At 35.9% G+C, this 17,194-nt stretch carries 14 protein-coding genes and 1 riboswitch; of the genes, 1 reads left to right on the plus strand and 13 read right to left on the minus strand.

Annotation, left to right across the window (positions count from 1 at the left end):
• Positions 1-789: 789 nt before the first annotated feature.
• The 8 genes from ACUN28_RS24020 to ACUN28_RS24055 all read right to left on the minus strand — a co-directional run bounded on the left by ACUN28_RS24020 (position 790) and on the right by ACUN28_RS24055 (position 11,975).
• The gene (locus ACUN28_RS24020) at positions 790-7,242 is read right to left on the minus strand and encodes a SpaA isopeptide-forming pilin-related protein (protein ID WP_098506147.1); all 6,453 of its coding nucleotides are present in this window, start codon (positions 7,240-7,242) and stop codon (positions 790-792) included.
• 59 nt (positions 7,243-7,301) lie between these two features.
• Positions 7,302-7,394, minus strand: a riboswitch (cyclic di-GMP riboswitch).
• A 172-nt stretch (positions 7,395-7,566) separates the two neighbouring features.
• Positions 7,567-8,103 (minus strand): TetR/AcrR family transcriptional regulator, encoded by a 537-nt coding sequence (locus ACUN28_RS24025; protein WP_016088996.1) that lies wholly within the window; start codon positions 8,101-8,103, stop codon positions 7,567-7,569.
• Positions 8,104-8,444: 341 nt separating this feature from the next.
• On the minus strand, positions 8,445-8,711 hold the full coding sequence (locus ACUN28_RS24030; RefSeq protein ID WP_016088997.1) for a CPCC family cysteine-rich protein: 267 nt from the start codon (positions 8,709-8,711) through the stop codon (positions 8,445-8,447).
• Positions 8,712-8,715: 4 nt separating this feature from the next.
• Positions 8,716-9,141, minus strand: coding sequence for a hypothetical protein (locus ACUN28_RS24035; protein WP_016088998.1), 426 nt, complete (start codon positions 9,139-9,141; stop codon positions 8,716-8,718).
• A 94-nt stretch (positions 9,142-9,235) separates the two neighbouring features.
• On the minus strand, positions 9,236-10,675 hold the full coding sequence (locus ACUN28_RS24040; RefSeq protein WP_016088999.1) for a PH domain-containing protein: 1,440 nt from the start codon (positions 10,673-10,675) through the stop codon (positions 9,236-9,238).
• Complete coding sequence (locus ACUN28_RS24045) at positions 10,668-11,144, minus strand: PH domain-containing protein (protein WP_000371356.1); 477 nt, start codon at positions 11,142-11,144, stop codon at positions 10,668-10,670. The genes ACUN28_RS24040 and ACUN28_RS24045 overlap by 8 nt, the downstream gene beginning before the upstream one ends.
• Before the next feature lie 79 nt (positions 11,145-11,223).
• The gene (locus ACUN28_RS24050) at positions 11,224-11,391 is read right to left on the minus strand and encodes a hypothetical protein (protein ID WP_000783815.1); all 168 of its coding nucleotides are present in this window, start codon (positions 11,389-11,391) and stop codon (positions 11,224-11,226) included.
• A gap of 2 nt (positions 11,392-11,393) precedes the next feature.
• Positions 11,394-11,975 (minus strand): TetR/AcrR family transcriptional regulator, encoded by a 582-nt coding sequence (locus ACUN28_RS24055; protein ID WP_016089000.1) that lies wholly within the window; start codon positions 11,973-11,975, stop codon positions 11,394-11,396.
• Positions 11,976-12,131: 156 nt separating this feature from the next.
• Between ACUN28_RS24055 and ACUN28_RS24060 the strand changes: the two genes are divergently transcribed.
• Positions 12,132-12,293 (plus strand): sporulation protein YjcZ, encoded by a 162-nt coding sequence (locus ACUN28_RS24060; RefSeq protein ID WP_116329237.1) that lies wholly within the window; start codon positions 12,132-12,134, stop codon positions 12,291-12,293.
• 56 nt (positions 12,294-12,349) lie between these two features.
• Here the strand turns inward: ACUN28_RS24060 and ACUN28_RS24065 are convergent, their stop codons facing one another.
• The 5 genes from ACUN28_RS24065 to ACUN28_RS24085 form a co-directional block, all read right to left on the minus strand.
• Positions 12,350-13,051, minus strand: a complete 702-nt coding sequence (locus ACUN28_RS24065) for a LutC/YkgG family protein (protein ID WP_016133848.1) — start codon at positions 13,049-13,051, stop codon at positions 12,350-12,352.
• On the minus strand, positions 13,032-14,462 hold the full coding sequence (locus ACUN28_RS24070) for a LutB/LldF family L-lactate oxidation iron-sulfur protein (RefSeq protein WP_016089003.1): 1,431 nt from the start codon (positions 14,460-14,462) through the stop codon (positions 13,032-13,034). Before ACUN28_RS24070 ends, ACUN28_RS24065 begins: the two co-directional genes overlap by 20 nt.
• Positions 14,463-14,477: 15 nt before the next feature.
• Positions 14,478-15,203, minus strand: coding sequence for a (Fe-S)-binding protein (locus tag ACUN28_RS24075; protein WP_016089004.1), 726 nt, complete (start codon positions 15,201-15,203; stop codon positions 14,478-14,480).
• 289 nt (positions 15,204-15,492) lie between these two features.
• Entirely contained in the window at positions 15,493-15,642 is a 150-nt protein-coding gene (locus ACUN28_RS24080) for a hypothetical protein (RefSeq protein ID WP_016089005.1), read from the minus strand.
• A gap of 123 nt (positions 15,643-15,765) precedes the next feature.
• Complete coding sequence (locus ACUN28_RS24085) at positions 15,766-16,812, minus strand: FUSC family protein (protein WP_016089006.1); 1,047 nt, start codon at positions 16,810-16,812, stop codon at positions 15,766-15,768.
• Between the last annotated feature and the right edge of the window lie 382 nt (positions 16,813-17,194).

Raw genomic sequence — 17,194 nt, forward strand, 5'->3', positions numbered from 1 at the left:
AACAATAACGTCATATGTATAAAAATCTGTGTAGTAATTAGACTGAAAGTAAATATGTACTACATTGTGTGTGGGAAAGGAAGTACATTTCATTTACTATCATTATTTAAAACTCCTAAATAGTTGGTAGTTGGTTTTCTTCTTTTAAGACAGAAAGGAATTTTAATAATGTGCGTAAAGCTCTCACCAGGCTCTTTACTACACACACTCTTATACACATAGAAAAACTCTTTTTTAATTTTATATATTCTCAGTTGATTGGATACGAAACCTAATTCGTAACATACCGAAAGACAAAAGAAAACAAACCGTAATATAAGTTACGATTTGTAACTCTTCTGTAACACAAATGTAACATAAGGTTTTTGAATATACAATAGTTTTTTTACATTATTTTCCCCAATCTACATTTTAAGGCGCTAATACAGTGCCAAAACGAGTTTCATCTCCACCTGCTATTGGACTATCATCCTTTGAATACTTTAGGAAATAGACCTCTTTTCTAAAGTACTCAAATTAATTACATAGATAACTCTTTTTTCACCCAAATATTACGAAGACCTTTAACCTTGTACTTTCACATTAAATATATATAGCTAACTTTTTTGATATAACCGCATTAAGAAAATAGGACGCACTTTGTCTTCCTTTTTGTTTTTATTGGTATCGAGTTCTTGTGCTAGATGCTTTTTTTATGCCAAATAAAATAAAAAATGCACCTCCAATTGTTAGACCGTGTCTAACAATTGGGGTGCACTTCAATACTTGAAGGATACCTTTTCACTTTTATTATCTCTGCTGTTTTCTACCTAATACGAGTAATCCAAAACTCATCATTACAAGAAATGCTCCCATATATGGTTCCACAGGCATTTTCTTTCCTGTCTTCGGTAATTCTTTTTCAGGTTTTTCTGGATTTGGTGTTCCAGGCTTCTCTGGATTCGTTGTTTCAGGTTTTTCTGGATTTGGTGTTCCAGGCTTCTCTGGATCCGTTGTTTCCGGTTTTTCTGGATTTGGTGTTTCAGGCTTTTCTGGATCCGTTGTTTCTGGTTTCTCTGGGCCTGGTGGTGCTAAAGAAGTCAATTTGTTTAATACTTCTAATTGAACTGAACTTATCATTCCCTTTGTAATTTCAAATGGAATTGGATGAGTTAATTTTTCATAACCTTTTGGTGCTTCTACTTCTACAAGTGTGTAGTGACCTACAGATAAGTCTGAGACTTTCGCTTTTCCTTCTTTATCTGTTGTTACTTTCGTTACTACTTTTCCTTTTTCGTCATGAACTTCAAACACTGCCCCTGATAATACATTCTTACTTTCAGCATCCATTTTTGTGATTTCTACTGAACCTTTATCTAACTTTTCATTCTCTACTTTCAATGATAAGACTTTCGTCATACCTTTTTTGATTTCGAATGATACTGGCTCTGTTAATTTTTTGTAGCCTGGTAAGCTTTCTTTTTCTACTAATTTATACTTTCCTACTGATAAATCTGAAATTGTTGCTTTTCCTTCTTTATCTGTCGTTACTTCTGTTACTACTTTTCCTTGCTCATCTTGTACTTCAAAGACTACGCCTTCTAATACTTTTTGGCTATCTTTATCTACTTTTGTTACTTCTACATTTCCCTTGTCTAACATTTCATTTTCTACTGTTAAAGCAAGAGATTTCGTCATACCTTTTTCAATTTGGAAAGTAATCGGATCTACCAATTGCTTATATCCTTTTGGTGCTTTTACTTCTACTAGCTTGTATGTGCCAACTGATAAATTAGTAACTTGTGCGTGTCCCTTTTTATCTGTCGTTATTTTAGCGACTACTTGTCCTGCTGCATCTTGAATCTCAAATACTGCATCAGCTAGAGCATCTTTCGTTTCTTTGTCTACTTTTGTAATTTCTGCATTTCCTACATCCACTAATTCATTTTCTACAGTCAATTGTAATGCTGTAACTCTACCTTTTTCAATTTCGAATGAAATTGGCTTTTCAAGTGGTTTGTATCCTGCTGGTGTCTCTACTTCTACTAACTCATACTTTCCAATAGATAAATCTGAAACGTTTGCTTTTCCTTCTTTATCTGTTGTTACTTTTCTTACTACTTTTCCTTTTGAATCACGTACTTCAAATACAACATTTTCTAATGGCGCTTTACTGTCTTTATCTATTTTTGTGATTTCTACATTCCCCGTATCTACCATTTCATTTTCCACAGTGAACGCTAGAGATTTTGTCATACCTTTTTTAATTTCAAATGGTACGAGCTTTTCTATTTTTTTGTAGCCTGGTAAACTCTCTACTTCTACTAGCTTGTACTTTCCTACTGATAAATCTGCAACTGTTGCTTTTCCAGCTTTATCTGTCGTTACTTTCGTTACTACTTTGCCTTTTTCGTCTTGAACTTCAAAGACTACACCTGCTAATGGTGCCTTATTATCTTTATCTATTTTTGTGATTTCTACATTTCCCGTATCTACCATTTCATTTTCTATTTTTAATGATAGAACTTCTGTCATACCTTTTTTGATTTCAAACGATATTGGTTCTGTTAATTGTTTGTAACCTGGTAAGCTTTCTTTCTCTACTAATTTGTATTTTCCTACAGATAAGTCTGAGACTTTCACTTTTCCTTCTTTATCTGTCGTTATTTCGGTTACTACCTTGCCTTGCTCATCTTGTACTTCGAAGACTACGCCTGCTAATGCTTTTTGACTATCTTTATCTACTTTTGTAATTTCTACTGAGCCTTTGTCTAACTGTTCATTCTCTACTTTCAATGATAAGACTTTTGTCATACCTTTTTTAATTTCGAATGATACTGGCTCTGTTAATTTTTTGTAGCCTGGTAAATTCTCTACTTCTACTAGTTTGTAACTTCCTACAGATAGATCTGAAATTTTCGCTTTTCCTTCTTTATCTGTTTTTACTTTCGTTACTACTTTTCCTTTTTCATCTTGCACTTCGAATGTTACGCCTTCTAATAACGCGCCACTTTCTTTGTCTACTTTTATAATTTCTACTGAACCTTTATCTACTAATTCGTTCTCTACTTTTAGTGATAAAATTTCTGTCATACCTTTTTTAATTTCAAACGATACTGGTTTCGCTAGTTTTTTATATCCTGGTAAGCTCTCTACCTCTACTAGCTTATATTTCCCTACTGATAAATCTGAAACGTTTGCTTTTCCTTCTTTATCTGTCGTTACTTTTGTTACTACTTTATCCTTTTCATCTTGCACTTCGAATGTTACGCCCGCTAATACTGCGCCACTTTCTTTATCCACTTTTGTAATCTCTACTGTTCCTTTATCTAACAGTTCGTTCTCTACTTTTAGTGATAAAACTTTCGTCATACCTTTTTTGATTTCAAACGATACTGGTTCTGTTAATTGTTTGTAACCTGGTAAGCTTTCTTTCTCTACTAATTTGTATTTTCCTACAGATAAGTCTGAGACTTTCACTTTTCCTTCTTTATCTGTTGTTACTGTCGTTACTACTTTTCCTTGCTCATCTTGTACTTCGAAGACTACACCTGCTAATGCTTTTTGACTGTCTTTATCTACTTTTGTAATTTCTACGTTACCCTTATCTAACATTTCATTTTCTACTGTTAAAGCAAGAGATTTTGTCATACCTCTTTCAATTTGGAAAGTAATCGGATCTACTAATTGCTTATATCCTTTTGGTGCTTTCACTTCTACTAGCTTATATGTGCCAACTGATAAATTAGTGACTTGTGCTTGTCCTTTTTTATCCGTCGTTATTTTAGCGACTACTTGTCCTGCTTCATCTTGAACATCAAATACTGCATCAGCTAAAGCATCTTTATTTTCTTTGTCTACTTTTTTAATTTCTACATTTCCTGTATCTACTAATTCATTTTCGACTGTTAGCTTTAATGCTGTTACTCTGCCTTTTTCAATTTCGAATGAAATTGGCTTTTCAAGTGGTTTGTATCCTGCTGGTGTTCCTACCTCCACCAACTCATACTTTCCAATAGATAAATCTGAAACGTTTGCTTTTCCTTCTTTATCTGTCGTTACTTTTCTTACTACTTTTCCTTTTGAATCACGTACTTCAAATACAACATCTTTTAATGGTGCTTTACTATCTTTATCTATTTTTATTATCTCTACATTTCCAGTATCCATCATTTCATTTTCTACTTTTAATGATAGTATCTTGGTCATGCCCTTTGTAATTTCAAATGATACTGGTTTTTCTAGCTTTTTATAACCTGGTAAACTTTCTATCTCTACTAATTCATACTTGCCTACAGGTAAATCTGCAACATTTGCTTTTCCTTCTTTATCTGTCGTTACTTTTTTAACTTCGTTACCTTTTTCATCTTGGACAACGAACGTTACTCCCGCTAGCGGTGCTTTATTATCTTTGTCTATCTTTGTTATCTCTACATTCCCCGTATCTACCACTTCATTTTCTATTTTTAATGATAAGATCTCGGTCATGCCTTTTGTAATTTCAAACGATACTGGCTCTGTTAATTTCTTATAGCCTGGTAAGCTTTCTTTTTCTACTAATTTGTACTTTCCTACTGATAAATCTGCAATTGTTGCTTTTCCATCTTTATCTGTTGTTACTTCTTTTACTACTTTATCTTTTTCATCTTGTACTTCGAAGACTACACCTTTTAATGCTTTCTGGCTGTCTTTATCTATTTTTGTAATTTCTACTGAACCTTTATCTAACTGTTCATTCTCTACTTTCAATGATAGGACTTCCGTCATACCTTTTGTAATTTCAAATGATACTGGTTCTTTTAGTTTCTTATAACCTGGTAAGCTTTTCGCCTCTACTAATTTGTACTTTCCTACTGAAAGATCTGAAACGTTTGCTTTTCCTTCTTTATCTGTTGTTACTTCTTTCACTACTTTATCTTTTTCATCTCGTACTTCGAAAACTACGCCTTTTAATGCTTTCTGGCTGTCTTTATCTACTTTTGTAATTTCTACTGAACCTTTATCTAACTGTTCATTCTCTACTTTCAATGATAGGACTTTCGTCATACCTTTTGTAATTTCAAACGATACTGGCTCTGTTAGTTTCTTGTAACCTGGTAAGTTTTTCGTCTCTACTAATTTGTACTTTCCTACTGAAAGATCTGAAACGTTTGCCATTCCTTCTTTATCCGTCGTTACTTTTTTTACTACTTCACCTTTCTCATCTTGAACTTCAAATTCGACACCCGCTAATACTGAACCGTTTTCTTTGTCCACCTTTGTAATTTCTACATTACCTTTGTCTGTCATTGCATTTTTTACTGTTATTGGGAATATGCCGTCCCCTGTTACATTTACTTCGAACTCTGTTTCTTTTAATTGGTATCCTTCAGGCGCTTTCGTTTCTTTTAACATATATTTCCCTGGCGCTAACGGTTTAGAGATTGCCTTACCATCTTTATCTGTAACAATATGCTCAACTACTACACTGTCTTTTACTATATCAAACTCTGCATTTGCTAATGGTTTTTCACCATTTTCCGAATCAATTTTCTTTAATTCAATTTGACCCTTCTGCAAAGTATTTTTGACTTCAATGGCTTTTGTTTCACCAGCTTGAAGTGTAACCTCTACTGGAATTGTTGATTTTTGATATCCCTCTGGCGCTACTGTTTCATAAATTTTATACGTCCCAGGGGCTAAAGTTTGAGGTACTGAAAAGCCGTTTTCGTCCGTTATCAGTTTTGCAACAACTTCATTTGCACTATTTCGAACTTCAAATTCGGCACCTTTTAACCCCTTGTTCGGATTCTCAGAATCTATTTTATGAATCGATACTGTACCGTCTTTTGGAGCTTCAGGCGGCGTAACAGTTACTTCTTTTGATGTTAATGTTTTATCATCAAAATGTAATTCCGCTTTATTAGGAATCTTCTTATCTACGTAAGAAGATAAATCTGCATTGGCTTTAATTTTCGCCTTAATATTCAAGTTAATTACCTGGTCTTCATATGACTTATAGTCAAAATTCTCACCAAACGTAAATGTTACTTCACTTCTTTGTTTATCTATATTTAACGTTCCTTTAGAAGTAATATCTTGGCCATTTTGATCATACACTTTTGCCTCTAATACTTCTAAAACATCTTCTAAATCATCACTAATTACCATAGATGTGTATTTAGGAGGATCGTTTGGTATATGTATACCAACTTGGTATTGAATAGCTTGATCGATTTGTGTTAACTGCTGATTCTCTACAAGTTTACCATTCTCATCAACTATATTTTTTTCAATGCTAGGTGGATTATTGTCACCTGAACCTGTTCCTCCCCCACCACTTACGAATACTTCTCCAACTTTTTCTTCAGTTACAATATTTTTACCTTCTAATTTCACAGTATTTTTATGAGGCTTTGCAGCAGGATTAGTAACCTTTGTTTTATATCTTAAAATATAACCTTTTGAACTGTCTGGAAACTCAATTGTAAATCCAGTTTTCGTTGCATTAATTCTAATTTTAGATAAATCTGCTGGCTTAACATTTGTTGGTGCATAGCCATCTTCAAATACAGCCTCTTCTAATACTAAGCTATTTGTAATTAATTCATGTCCAGGTCCTAATGTGTCTGTTAATTTAAGATCTTGCATTTCTGTTCCAGTTGCATTTACATATACCGTCCAGTCTGCAATTGAAGGATCTTCCTGATTATAAGAACCCCATTTCATTAGATTATCTGTATTGGGCTGTGGCTTCGGTCTCTCTGTCGTATTATTTACACTTACTTCTTTATTTACGATTTGACCATCAACGTTAAATTCTAATGGGATTTTTTTAATACCATCATATGCTTCTAGACCAAAATAAAATTCTACGAATAAAGAACCTTTAATGTTATTCTTTCCTTCTACGTAATCACCCATAGTACATGTCAATAGACCCTTTTTCATCTCACATGTACCAACTGTTTTTCCTTCAGCATCTTTTAAAGGAAAACTCATATTCATAAGATCTTTTCTAAATTCTTTTGGCATATCAATTGTGAATTGATCACCACTTTTTATTTTTTCTTTAGCTGACCACTTCACTTCTACTTTCATGCCATCTGAGGCTTGATATGGTTCAGACGTTGTACCATCAGTACGGGAGATATTAATCTCGTCCACTGGATTTTTTATCACAGCGGCTTGAATAACTGGAGCCCACACATTTAGCACTGAAAATAATACTAGAAAAACTAATGAAACCATTGAAATATGCCTTTTAGTACTTTTCATTTGCATAATTCCCTCCTATTTTTTATATTTATATAACAAAAAAAGACCGTCCGGTTGCATCAAAAATGTGCAACCAGACGATCTTAGTAACCAATATGTATTACCGTAGACTCTAAGCTTTGCGGCCTATCCTTTCGAATAGTGTGCTAAAAATATTTTTTATTCTTTTTTTGTTTCATTTTCCTCTTAAACCAAATATTACTATACCGTCTGGACGGTTATAATTCAATACTCTATAAAATTGTTCTATTTTTCTAATAAAAAAAAATAATTCACCACTGCATTAAATAAGTAATGGTGAATTATTTTACATTATATAGTTTGTATATTCTATTTATATGAATTATAGATAAGAGCTTGAATTACTTTTTCTCTTAATTCGGGGCTTAATCTTCCAACCCCTAAATATTCCGAATACCATAATCCATCTGCTGCTAATCTAATAATTGTGGCACAAACTGAATCTATCTCATCATTTTCTATTTTATGTTGCAGTTGCTGAAATGATTGTTGTAACGGTTCAAGTAATTCAGGTTTTAGCATTAATGCTGCCATCATACTACTACCCAGCTCTTCTACTCTTCTCTCATTACTTAATCTTTCCTCTACAAAAGAACGTACCCACCTTCCTTTCTTCTCTAAGTCTTCCGCTACTTTATTGTGAATAGCGTCTTGATACTCCTCGGTCCCTTTCAGTATCATGCCCTCTATTAAAGCCTCCTTGTTTGAAAAGTGATACAACAATCCACCTTTACTTATCCCCGCCTCTTTTGCTACCGCTTCTAAGGTTAATTTAGCAACCCCTTTACATTGCACAATTTGAGAAGCAGCTTCTAAAATCTTTTGCCGTGTTATACTTGTACTCATTCCTTTTTAAAACCCCATTTCTACTAAATTTATATAAATAGGTATCTTATTTTTAATATCGCTGAGTAATAATAAATATTTTCTTTATACAACAAAAGCTTCATTGCCTTTGAATTGTTCGTTACTTCTTCTATTAAAAATTTCCATATCATTCAATATGATAACATTAAATACACAAAGCTGACTATACATCTATACTTTTGTGTTTATTCCTAATATATCCATTAGTGAAATTTACTTCCTTCTTTTCACCTTATAAGACGGAGTTAATCCTTTCATCGTTGCATAAAAAAATGTTATTACTCTTGTTACATTGAGTAATAACATTTTTTTAAAGCTATTTAACAAGTTTGCTTCCAACTAGCATCCTTCACATCTTCACTAGTCGGCTTTCTAACTGATCCAACAAAACATTCCTCGCAAGCACCAAATACAATGAAATTTTTCTGTGCTTGCCTTAACGAAACTTCATTTGCTCCGCCTTCAAAGTCATGATCGTTAAACTGAAACTCATCATCTTCCCAATAACATATATTACAAATTTCATATGTACCTGGTGGTTCTTCTTCTATTGTTTTATATCCGCAGCATGGACATGTATGTTTCATTTTGTCACTCCATTATCAACTTTTTCTCCCATATATTCCGACTCACAAAGAATGTAACAGCGCAAATCACAGTTATCCCCATGAAAAAATTATTAGAATCTTCATATGTAGTTGGAATCCCTACCGTTACGAAAACGATACTAAAAGCTAAAAGTAGATATAATAATAAAGATATAATATAGCTCAATTTAAATCGTAAAATGATACCTCTAAACAATAGCTCACCAAGAAGACATCCACCTAAAATAATAGGTACTCCGAAATACAATGTAAGGACTCCCATTTGCGAAGTAGATTGAATTACCTTTCCAATTATGTTCGGCGACGTCCCCTCATTAAAATTTTCTATCCTATCATATAAATCAAGTGCCGTTACTGAAATAAAAAAACTTAATATAGAAAATGAATACGGAATTAAAAATTTGCTCACTCTCATTCACCTCACTTTTTCCCTTCCCCATATATTATTCATTATTTTTACATGAAAAAATAGCCCGTCTTCTGCAAAAGACGAGCCATTCCATTTAATTCTCACTTATTCTCTTCTTATACCAATCCTGCATTCTCTCCGCATCTTCTACTCTCGTATGCTCTAATTTATACTCCGATGATGCGTTAGAGAACTTATACGTACATAAATTTGCTCGGCGCTGGAAATATGATTGTGTCTTTTCCATTGATTGGACGTGTCTTCTTCTAACAAGTCCTGTATATTTTCCGACGCTGCGATATACAAGCGTGATTTGCTCTCCATTTACACTGTAACCATTTGTTTTAAATGTTGCGTATCCAAGTGTAAAGATGAGGATTGCTAGCGGAATTAATGCCCACATGATGTAGTGCTTTTCAAAGTATATACTTATCCCAGTAAGCGGGATTGCTAGCATTGCGAAGAAGATAAAACTATCAATGAGATAGCGGCGTAATGCTGTTTTTGGTAATGAAATAATATTTGTATTCAGTTCGTATGGTAATTGTAAATGCGCGAGTAACTGTTGTACGCGATCTTTTCGAATGATAGGATGCAGCGTAACTTTTTCTTTTTCGTCACCCAGTCCCTTACTTTGAATCACTTCTACTTGCACAGCACAATAGCCGAATGGCTGACGTAACATACTTTCTTTTATCGTAATACCTTGAATACGGTGCAATTTTAGTACAAGCTCTTTCTTTTCAAGCAAACCTTGCGAAATGCGGACTTCATCATTCCTTCGATTCACTGTGAAATCTCCATGTTTTAGCGCATAACCGATTGTCGATATAATCCACGAAAGGACGATCAAAATGGCTACCATGAAAATCCAGCCATATATATCATGTTCCATTACATACGACTTTACGCCATTCTCTATCCATTTTGGAATGTACTCATCTACTTGGTGGTACACGAAAAAGATTAATGAGAATAATAGTCCAAACTGACCAGATGTAACAGATGCTAATAAAATTTCTTTCCAAGTTAATTTGTATTCTGTCGCTTGTTTTTCTTCTGTAACGATTTCTTTTTCGACTACTTTTTCTGATGTATCTTCTGCTTTCACTTCTGGAGTTGGCTCATTTAGCATTGCAATAAGCTCTGTTGCCTCTTCTACTGTAATACCAGCTAAGCTAACTTCTGCATCATCGCCTCCGCCAGCTGTTTCAATCTGAATTCTCTTTAAACCGAGCATTTGATATAACACGTTAGAACTTGTGTTAATCGTTTGAACACGTTCTTTATTTAAATAGCTCTCCTTCTTCACAAAGAGCCCTTGTTTCACATGTAATACGTTATTTTCAACCCAATATATTGTGTAATACCATTTTTCAAGCGCTGAAAAAACGGTGAGTAAACCGAATCCAGCGGGAATTAAATACCAAAATGGGAATTTTCCGTTTAAGCTAAACATGAAAATAATGAGTGGTATAAAGTCTTTTATTTTTAATTCTAATAACATCGTAATGGGATGCTGCCTCTTATACATCCTCATCACTCACTTTCGCTAATTCTGCGATTTTCGTTTTCAACATTTCCGCTTCATACATCGTTAAGCCTGGGATGCTGTGAGAAGTTGCCGCCGTTGAAATGTGTAATTCTGCTAAGCCATATTTTCTCATAATCGGCCCTTGTTCAATCGTCACGTGTTGTACACGAATCATCGGCACTAATACGCGCTTTACGACGAAAAGACCGTGCTGAATTTCAAGCTCTTCTTCATTTAATTGATAACTGTAATAACGTTGACGTAGTTTCGGGAATAAGAAGTACGAAAATGGTGCGAACGCAACTGTTAGCCCAATCATCACATACAAAATCCACGCCCACCAATCAAACTTTATCATGAGGAAAAGGTAAGCTAAAATAACGAGGATACCAATCCCTTCTTCAATGACAGCACGAACTTTCCACACCTTGACCATGTCAGGGTGAATTTCATTCTTCAATGGATCCATGTAACCACTCCAAATCTAGTAATCTAATATATGAATACTCTCAAATTATATTTTACATAACTTTACAGGGAATTGAAATTCAATCTTCTTTCTTCTCGGGAATAAAATATCCGAACCAAAGTAGCCAAATGAAACCGATTAGCTTCATCCAACTTCCATCCGCTTGAAAAGCTTCTATCATGCCTGGAATTTTATACACTCCAATGAACCCAAGAAAACCGAGCCACCAGTTTTTTTGCATTTTCACTTTTATTCCTCCTTCATTACGTTTTTCACATTTTGAATCCAAATTTCTTTATACTTTAACTGGAATCCCATCAGCATGTAATTACTCATATTATCGATCACAAGCGCTAACGTATGAGCATTTTCTTCCGTTGCCTGTTGTGAAACAACGTCAAGTTCTACACCTTTCTTCAATAAATCGTGAAAACCATTTAAGAAATCTTCTTGTATTTCAAATAAGCGTTTCTGATACTTTTCATTTCGCGATGCAGTTACGATAAATTCATTTATAACGCGTAATATTCCTTCTTGCCCTTCATATTCAGAGAGCATATGTAAACCATCTGAAATTAACTTTTCTGTAAAGTTTTCTTTCGTATATTGTTCTTTATCGAAATAACTCACGAAATGATACCCAGAAAAAATTTCTTCAAATAAAAAATCGACTAACGCTTCTTTAGAAGAAAAATGATAATAAATAGCCGGTTTTGAAATACCTACCTCTTTCGCAATCATAGAAAGGCTCATCTTCTCAATACCGTGCTCTGCCATAAGTTTAAATGATGCCTCGACAATGTTTTGCGATGTTTGTAAATTCTTTGTCATACTGTACCTCACTTATTTTTACTTACCGGTCGGTAAGTAAATTATAAAATGAAACGAAATGATTTGCAAGTTAGTTAACGCTACGGAAGGAATTTATTGGTAAATACAGAAAAGTATAAAGTAAAAGCAACATATAACAATAAGGAGGATATTCCTATGGGACTTGGTGGTAAAGGTGGTAGTGGTAGTGGTGGCACTGGCGGCGGTGAAGCTGGACAAGATGGTAAGGGCGTTAGTAGCGGTTATATAGTACTCATTGTGCTCTTTATCATATTAATCGTAGCTGGAGTCGGCGGCTATAGTGGACTCGGTCTTTAACTTTCATCAGTAAGAAAAGCACTGGCTATATAAACGGCCAGTGCTTTCTATTTTCATTATTGATCATCCACAATAATATACGCTGTTCGGATTGGCCCATGTACACCTACGACAAGGTTCATTTCAATATCTGCGCTATTTGATGGACCAGAAACGAAATTCACACAAGCGGGCAGTTTTTTTCCTGATGTATTTTGGTCATGGATCATTTTTGTAGCTTGGGTTAATCTTGGCACGATCGTACTTTTAGGAACAATTGCAATGTACGACTCTGGAAGAAGGCTAACATGTCTTCCCTTTAACCCGTCATTAAATAGTACAACGGTTCCTGATTCTGCCAGGGTCATATCACTGAACGTAATGCCAAGGTCAGCAGCTTTCGCAAATGCTATGTCCTCTTCTTTATGATCCGATCCCCAAATACGAAAATGCGTTGTGCCTTCACTGTTGAAAAGTGGAGTAAGGCCGTACTCATGAAAGCGCTCATCGTTCGCATACATTGCGGATTTAATATTCCATTCTTTTAGTAAAGATTGAAATGTTTCAACTAGATTTTCCTTCGTTGTTCGCTTTACTTCTGTATGAATGACTTCGCAGTGCTCCATTAACTGTACTACAAGTTCGTCTTGCGCGAGTCCGTCAAAAACAGTCCACTGCGGGGCAAAAGACCATTTCGGCTTTTCCACTGCTTCTGGACGTTTCCTACCAAGCTTTTCTGATAATTGGAGTAAAAATTCCTCACGATTTTGGATGGCCATCATCGTTCTCCTTTACGTGTTTTTCAAACCACTTTCGAAACGGTTGTTTTTTCGGAACCGGGAAATCTCTCGCATCTGTCCAAGCTTTTAACGGCCCAATGCCACGCTCGATTTTATCACCTTTCGCAAGAGGTTTTAATGCATACGGAGCGCTCTTCGCCGCAAAAGAAAATAAGCTAGGACTCTTCACTACTTTTTCAAAACCTTTCATAGCCGCATTCCAAGCTACAGGTGATCGTTTTTCTTCTACAATGCGGCTGCGATGTTTAATTAATAAGTCGTGTAACGGGATTTTCACTGGACATGCTTCTGTACACGCACCACAAAGGCTAGAGGCATAAGGTAAATCCTTATATTCATCATATCCCCCTAAAAGCGGTGTTAACACAGCTCCAATTGGCCCTGGATAAATGGAGCCATATGCATGTCCACCAATATGCCTGTATACAGGACACACATTAATACATGCTGCGCAGCGAATACACTGTAGGACACTTTGGAATTCTGTCCCTACAATATCAGAACGACCATTATCCACAATAACTAAATGAAATTCCTCAGGTCCATCTGTCCCGCCAGGCTCCGTTAATCCTGTAATATAACTTGTTAACTTTTGTCCTACAGAACTTCGGCATAGAAGTGTTACTAAAACATCAAGCTCTTCCCATGTCGGAACAATACGCTCCATTCCCATAACTGTAATTAACGTTTTCGGAAGTGTCGTAGTAAGTCTTGCATTTCCTTCGTTTGCTACGATAGAAATGGACCCAGACTCTGCAACTGCAAAGTTACATCCAGTCACTCCTATATCCGCCGCGAAGAAATCATCTCGTAAATAGCTTCTTACAAACCTCGCCATTTCCGTAGGGTCAGATGTTCCAGTGTAATTTAACTTTGTTTTAAATATTTCACAAATATGTTCTTTATCTTTGTGAAGGCACGGAACAACAATATGTGACGGCGGATCGTGGTCGTTCACTTGTAGAATAAATTCAGCAAGATCTGTTTCTAACACTTCTGCTCCAGCTTCTTCAATTGCCTCATTCAAACTAATCTCTTCCGTTACCATCGATTTTGATTTCACAATTTTTTTCGCGTTTTTCTTTTTTACAATCTCTTTTACATATTCCCTTGCGTCTTCGGCCGTCTTTGCAAAATAAACAAAACCACCGTTTTTCTCAATATTCTCACTCAGCTCATATAAATAATAATCAAGGTTTTCTAATGTATGCTTTCGAATTTCTTCTCCTAAAGCTCGCCATTCTTCCCAATTCCCAAGACTCTCAGTCGCTTTTAATTTCTTGCCCCTAAGACCATCTTGTGCTTTCCTAACAGCCTGTCGCATAAATTGATCACCAATACCGGTTGCAGTACGTTTATGAAAGGGATCGTTCCCGATTTTCATTCCCATCTTTATTTCCCCCTCTTATTTTCGGTCTTCATTTAATACTTGAGCGATATGTTTTACATCAATTGGATAGCCATTTCGTGTTAAACGTCCTTTTATATTCATTAGGCAGCTACAATCCATCCCAATTAACAAGTCCGCACCGGTTTCCATAATATGCTTTACTTTTTCATCGACCATTTGTTCAGAGATTTCTGGCATCTTTACTGAAAATGTCCCTCCAAATCCGCAGCAATCATAATTGTGCGGTAGCGAAACTACTTCCAGTCCTTTGACACACTTTAATAATTTTTGCGGTGGTTCTTTAATTCCCATTAATCGGCTCATATGACACGATGTATGAACCGTTGCTTTTTTATGAAGCTCCGCACCTAAGTCTTCTTTCCCTAATACTTCAACGAGAAATTGTGTAAATTCATACGTTTTATTCGCAAGCTCCGTCGCTTTTTTCTTCCACTCCGCTTCACTGTCAGAAAATAAGCTAGAAAACTCGTGAACCATCATCGCGCAAGAACCCGATGGTGCCACAACATATTCTGAACTAGAAAAGACTTCAATCATATGTTTTGCAGCTGTTTTTGTTTCTTTCACGTACCCGCTATTATAGGCAGGTTGTCCGCAGCAAGTTTGGCTTTTAGGAAAATCAACTTCACAGCCTAAATCTTCAAGAATTTCGACGACATCACTTCCGACCTCTGGATAAAAAACATCTGCCACACAAGTGATAAAAATTGATACTTTCATATTTGCACCCCTACATACAATAAAATAAGCTCAAGTAACTCTATTTGTATATTATTGGTAAAAAGATAAAAAATATGAATAGAAATATGAAAAAAAGACTCTCAAATTTGAGCATAGTCATCAACTTTAAAAATGCATTGTTCTTAAAACGAAAAAACGAGTTGAATTCACATAAATAACTGTAAAAAAATTAAAAATTTTGTTTAGGGGGTACTTAAAGACCTTAGCTTGATAGGCATGTGACGGTGCCTCATGCTCACCAAGCTAGTTAGTGTCTGTTAAGTAAACCTTATGGATTTGTATATCTCATCCATCCACTTTCAGATTGTTTCGCTTTATACTTCCCATAAGACAGAAGCTTCATTGCCGAGCGATTGGCCGCATGAAAAACCAAGTTCAGCCTCCATTCTTCCTCCATTTCACTAGGTGGTGGATTCATAAAAAAACGCCATCCTTTCTTATGATTCTACAGAAAGAATAGCGTTTTTTTCATTTTAGGGGATTTTGTTCAACTGGAAAAGATACCCGAAATATTAAAATATCTTTGGCTAGATAACCACCTTTACACTGATTCCACCATCGCTCTACTGAATATCAAGTTCACTGCAATCACGATGACTGCACCGATAAGGGTTGCCAATACACGGTCGAACAGAATGATAAACTGGAACGGCTTGCCGGCTTCCATGATCAAAATAATGAGCGGAATCATGGTTGCAGAGTATACAAGATAATTTCGAACCTTTAGAAGAGGTCGAACACCTGCGAATAGTCCGATACTTATAACTACCCCCCAAATTGGTAGACTAGTTGCGAGAAGCAAGCTCGCAACAATCACGCCGATTACTGTGCCAAGCACTCGTTGCGTTGTTTTGATTGGAAAGAGTTCTATTTTCCGCTGAGTAAGAATCGCTACGGTAATTGCAATCCAATAGAAGTGGTGCTCGGGCCAAAGTATTCGCAATCCCTCAGCTATACCTAGACATAATGCGAGCCTGATTGGGAATTGCCAACCGGATAGGTGTGAAAGAGAATTCCGCCATAGAATGATTTTTTTCGATATTGGCCCTTTCACATCTCCATCTAACGATGATTTATAACAACGGTGTACCCAGATGCCTAGCACCAAGCTGATACTGACGGTCCAAATCGCCCCTGCTAAGATTGAAAAAATTAGTTCCATCCTGTACTCCGTCTGGTCGACCATGTTGAGGATGATGATCAGGAATATGACAAAGCGTGTTGTTGCCACCGCCAAGGCACGACTATATCCGCCAATTAACGCAGCAAGGCTTACTAGCAGGATCAAGACTCCAAATGTCAGATAGCCATGTCCGAAAGAGAGAACAGCAGCAATCGCAGCGAGCACTACTGATATTAGCGCTGATGCCAACTTTTTTCCGTGATTTATAAAACTCGAACCGACTTTCACGCTACTGACTGCCAAACTGCCGACCGATGCAGCAAAACCAAGAGCGGGATAGCCTAGAACTGTGGCGAACAGAACAGGTCCAGCCATACCTATGCCGGCGGAAATGAGTTCTACTATTTCTACCTTGGCCTCCTTAGACCAAGAAAACACTTGAGCCCTATATGTCTTTACATTCATCTATAGCACCTCTTCCGACCCAAAGAGTAGGGTATACAGTTTAATAATAGGCTCTTTCTTTAATCCATGGACATGTGGTGATACCTATATCCACCAAGCTAATATTTTGAAGTATCCCCAAAATGAAAATTTTATCTTTCCAGAGTTATTTATAATAATTCAGCTCATTTTTTTCGATATGGGGAAATGCCAATTTCTTAAGCTGCTGGCGATGTGGCGAGACCCTACTTATAAGTAATTGATTAGAGGTGGTACAGATATTGTTATGGTTTAATAAGATTTCCGTAAATATATTATAGAAACTGCGCTCCATTCCTTCATTCGACAGGGAATAATAAATATAAAAAAGAAGGCATCCTAACTGTGGAAGTTAGGATGCCTT

It is taken from the genome of Bacillus sp. WC2507 (genome assembly GCF_052656125.1).

What these genes read in the sequence shown, in the direction of transcription:
- ACUN28_RS24020 (WP_098506147.1), bottom strand. Translation starts at nt 7,242, where the DNA reads ATGCAAATGAAAAGTACTAAAAGGCATATTTCAATGGTTTCATTAGTT.
- ACUN28_RS24025 (WP_016088996.1), bottom strand. Translation starts at nt 8,103, where the DNA reads ATGAGTACAAGTATAACACGGCAAAAGATTTTAGAAGCTGCTTCTCAA.
- ACUN28_RS24030 (WP_016088997.1), bottom strand. Translation starts at nt 8,711, where the DNA reads ATGAAACATACATGTCCATGCTGCGGATATAAAACAATAGAAGAAGAA.
- ACUN28_RS24040 (WP_016088999.1), bottom strand. Translation starts at nt 10,675, where the DNA reads ATGTATAAGAGGCAGCATCCCATTACGATGTTATTAGAATTAAAAATA.
- ACUN28_RS24045 (WP_000371356.1), bottom strand. Translation starts at nt 11,144, where the DNA reads ATGGATCCATTGAAGAATGAAATTCACCCTGACATGGTCAAGGTGTGG.
- ACUN28_RS24055 (WP_016089000.1), bottom strand. Translation starts at nt 11,975, where the DNA reads ATGACAAAGAATTTACAAACATCGCAAAACATTGTCGAGGCATCATTT.
- ACUN28_RS24060 (WP_116329237.1), top strand. Translation starts at nt 12,132, where the DNA reads ATGGGACTTGGTGGTAAAGGTGGTAGTGGTAGTGGTGGCACTGGCGGC.
- ACUN28_RS24065 (WP_016133848.1), bottom strand. Translation starts at nt 13,051, where the DNA reads ATGGCCATCCAAAATCGTGAGGAATTTTTACTCCAATTATCAGAAAAG.
- ACUN28_RS24070 (WP_016089003.1), bottom strand. Translation starts at nt 14,462, where the DNA reads ATGGGAATGAAAATCGGGAACGATCCCTTTCATAAACGTACTGCAACC.
- ACUN28_RS24075 (WP_016089004.1), bottom strand. Translation starts at nt 15,203, where the DNA reads ATGAAAGTATCAATTTTTATCACTTGTGTGGCAGATGTTTTTTATCCA.
- ACUN28_RS24080 (WP_016089005.1), bottom strand. Translation starts at nt 15,642, where the DNA reads ATGAATCCACCACCTAGTGAAATGGAGGAAGAATGGAGGCTGAACTTG.
- ACUN28_RS24085 (WP_016089006.1), bottom strand. Translation starts at nt 16,812, where the DNA reads ATGAATGTAAAGACATATAGGGCTCAAGTGTTTTCTTGGTCTAAGGAG.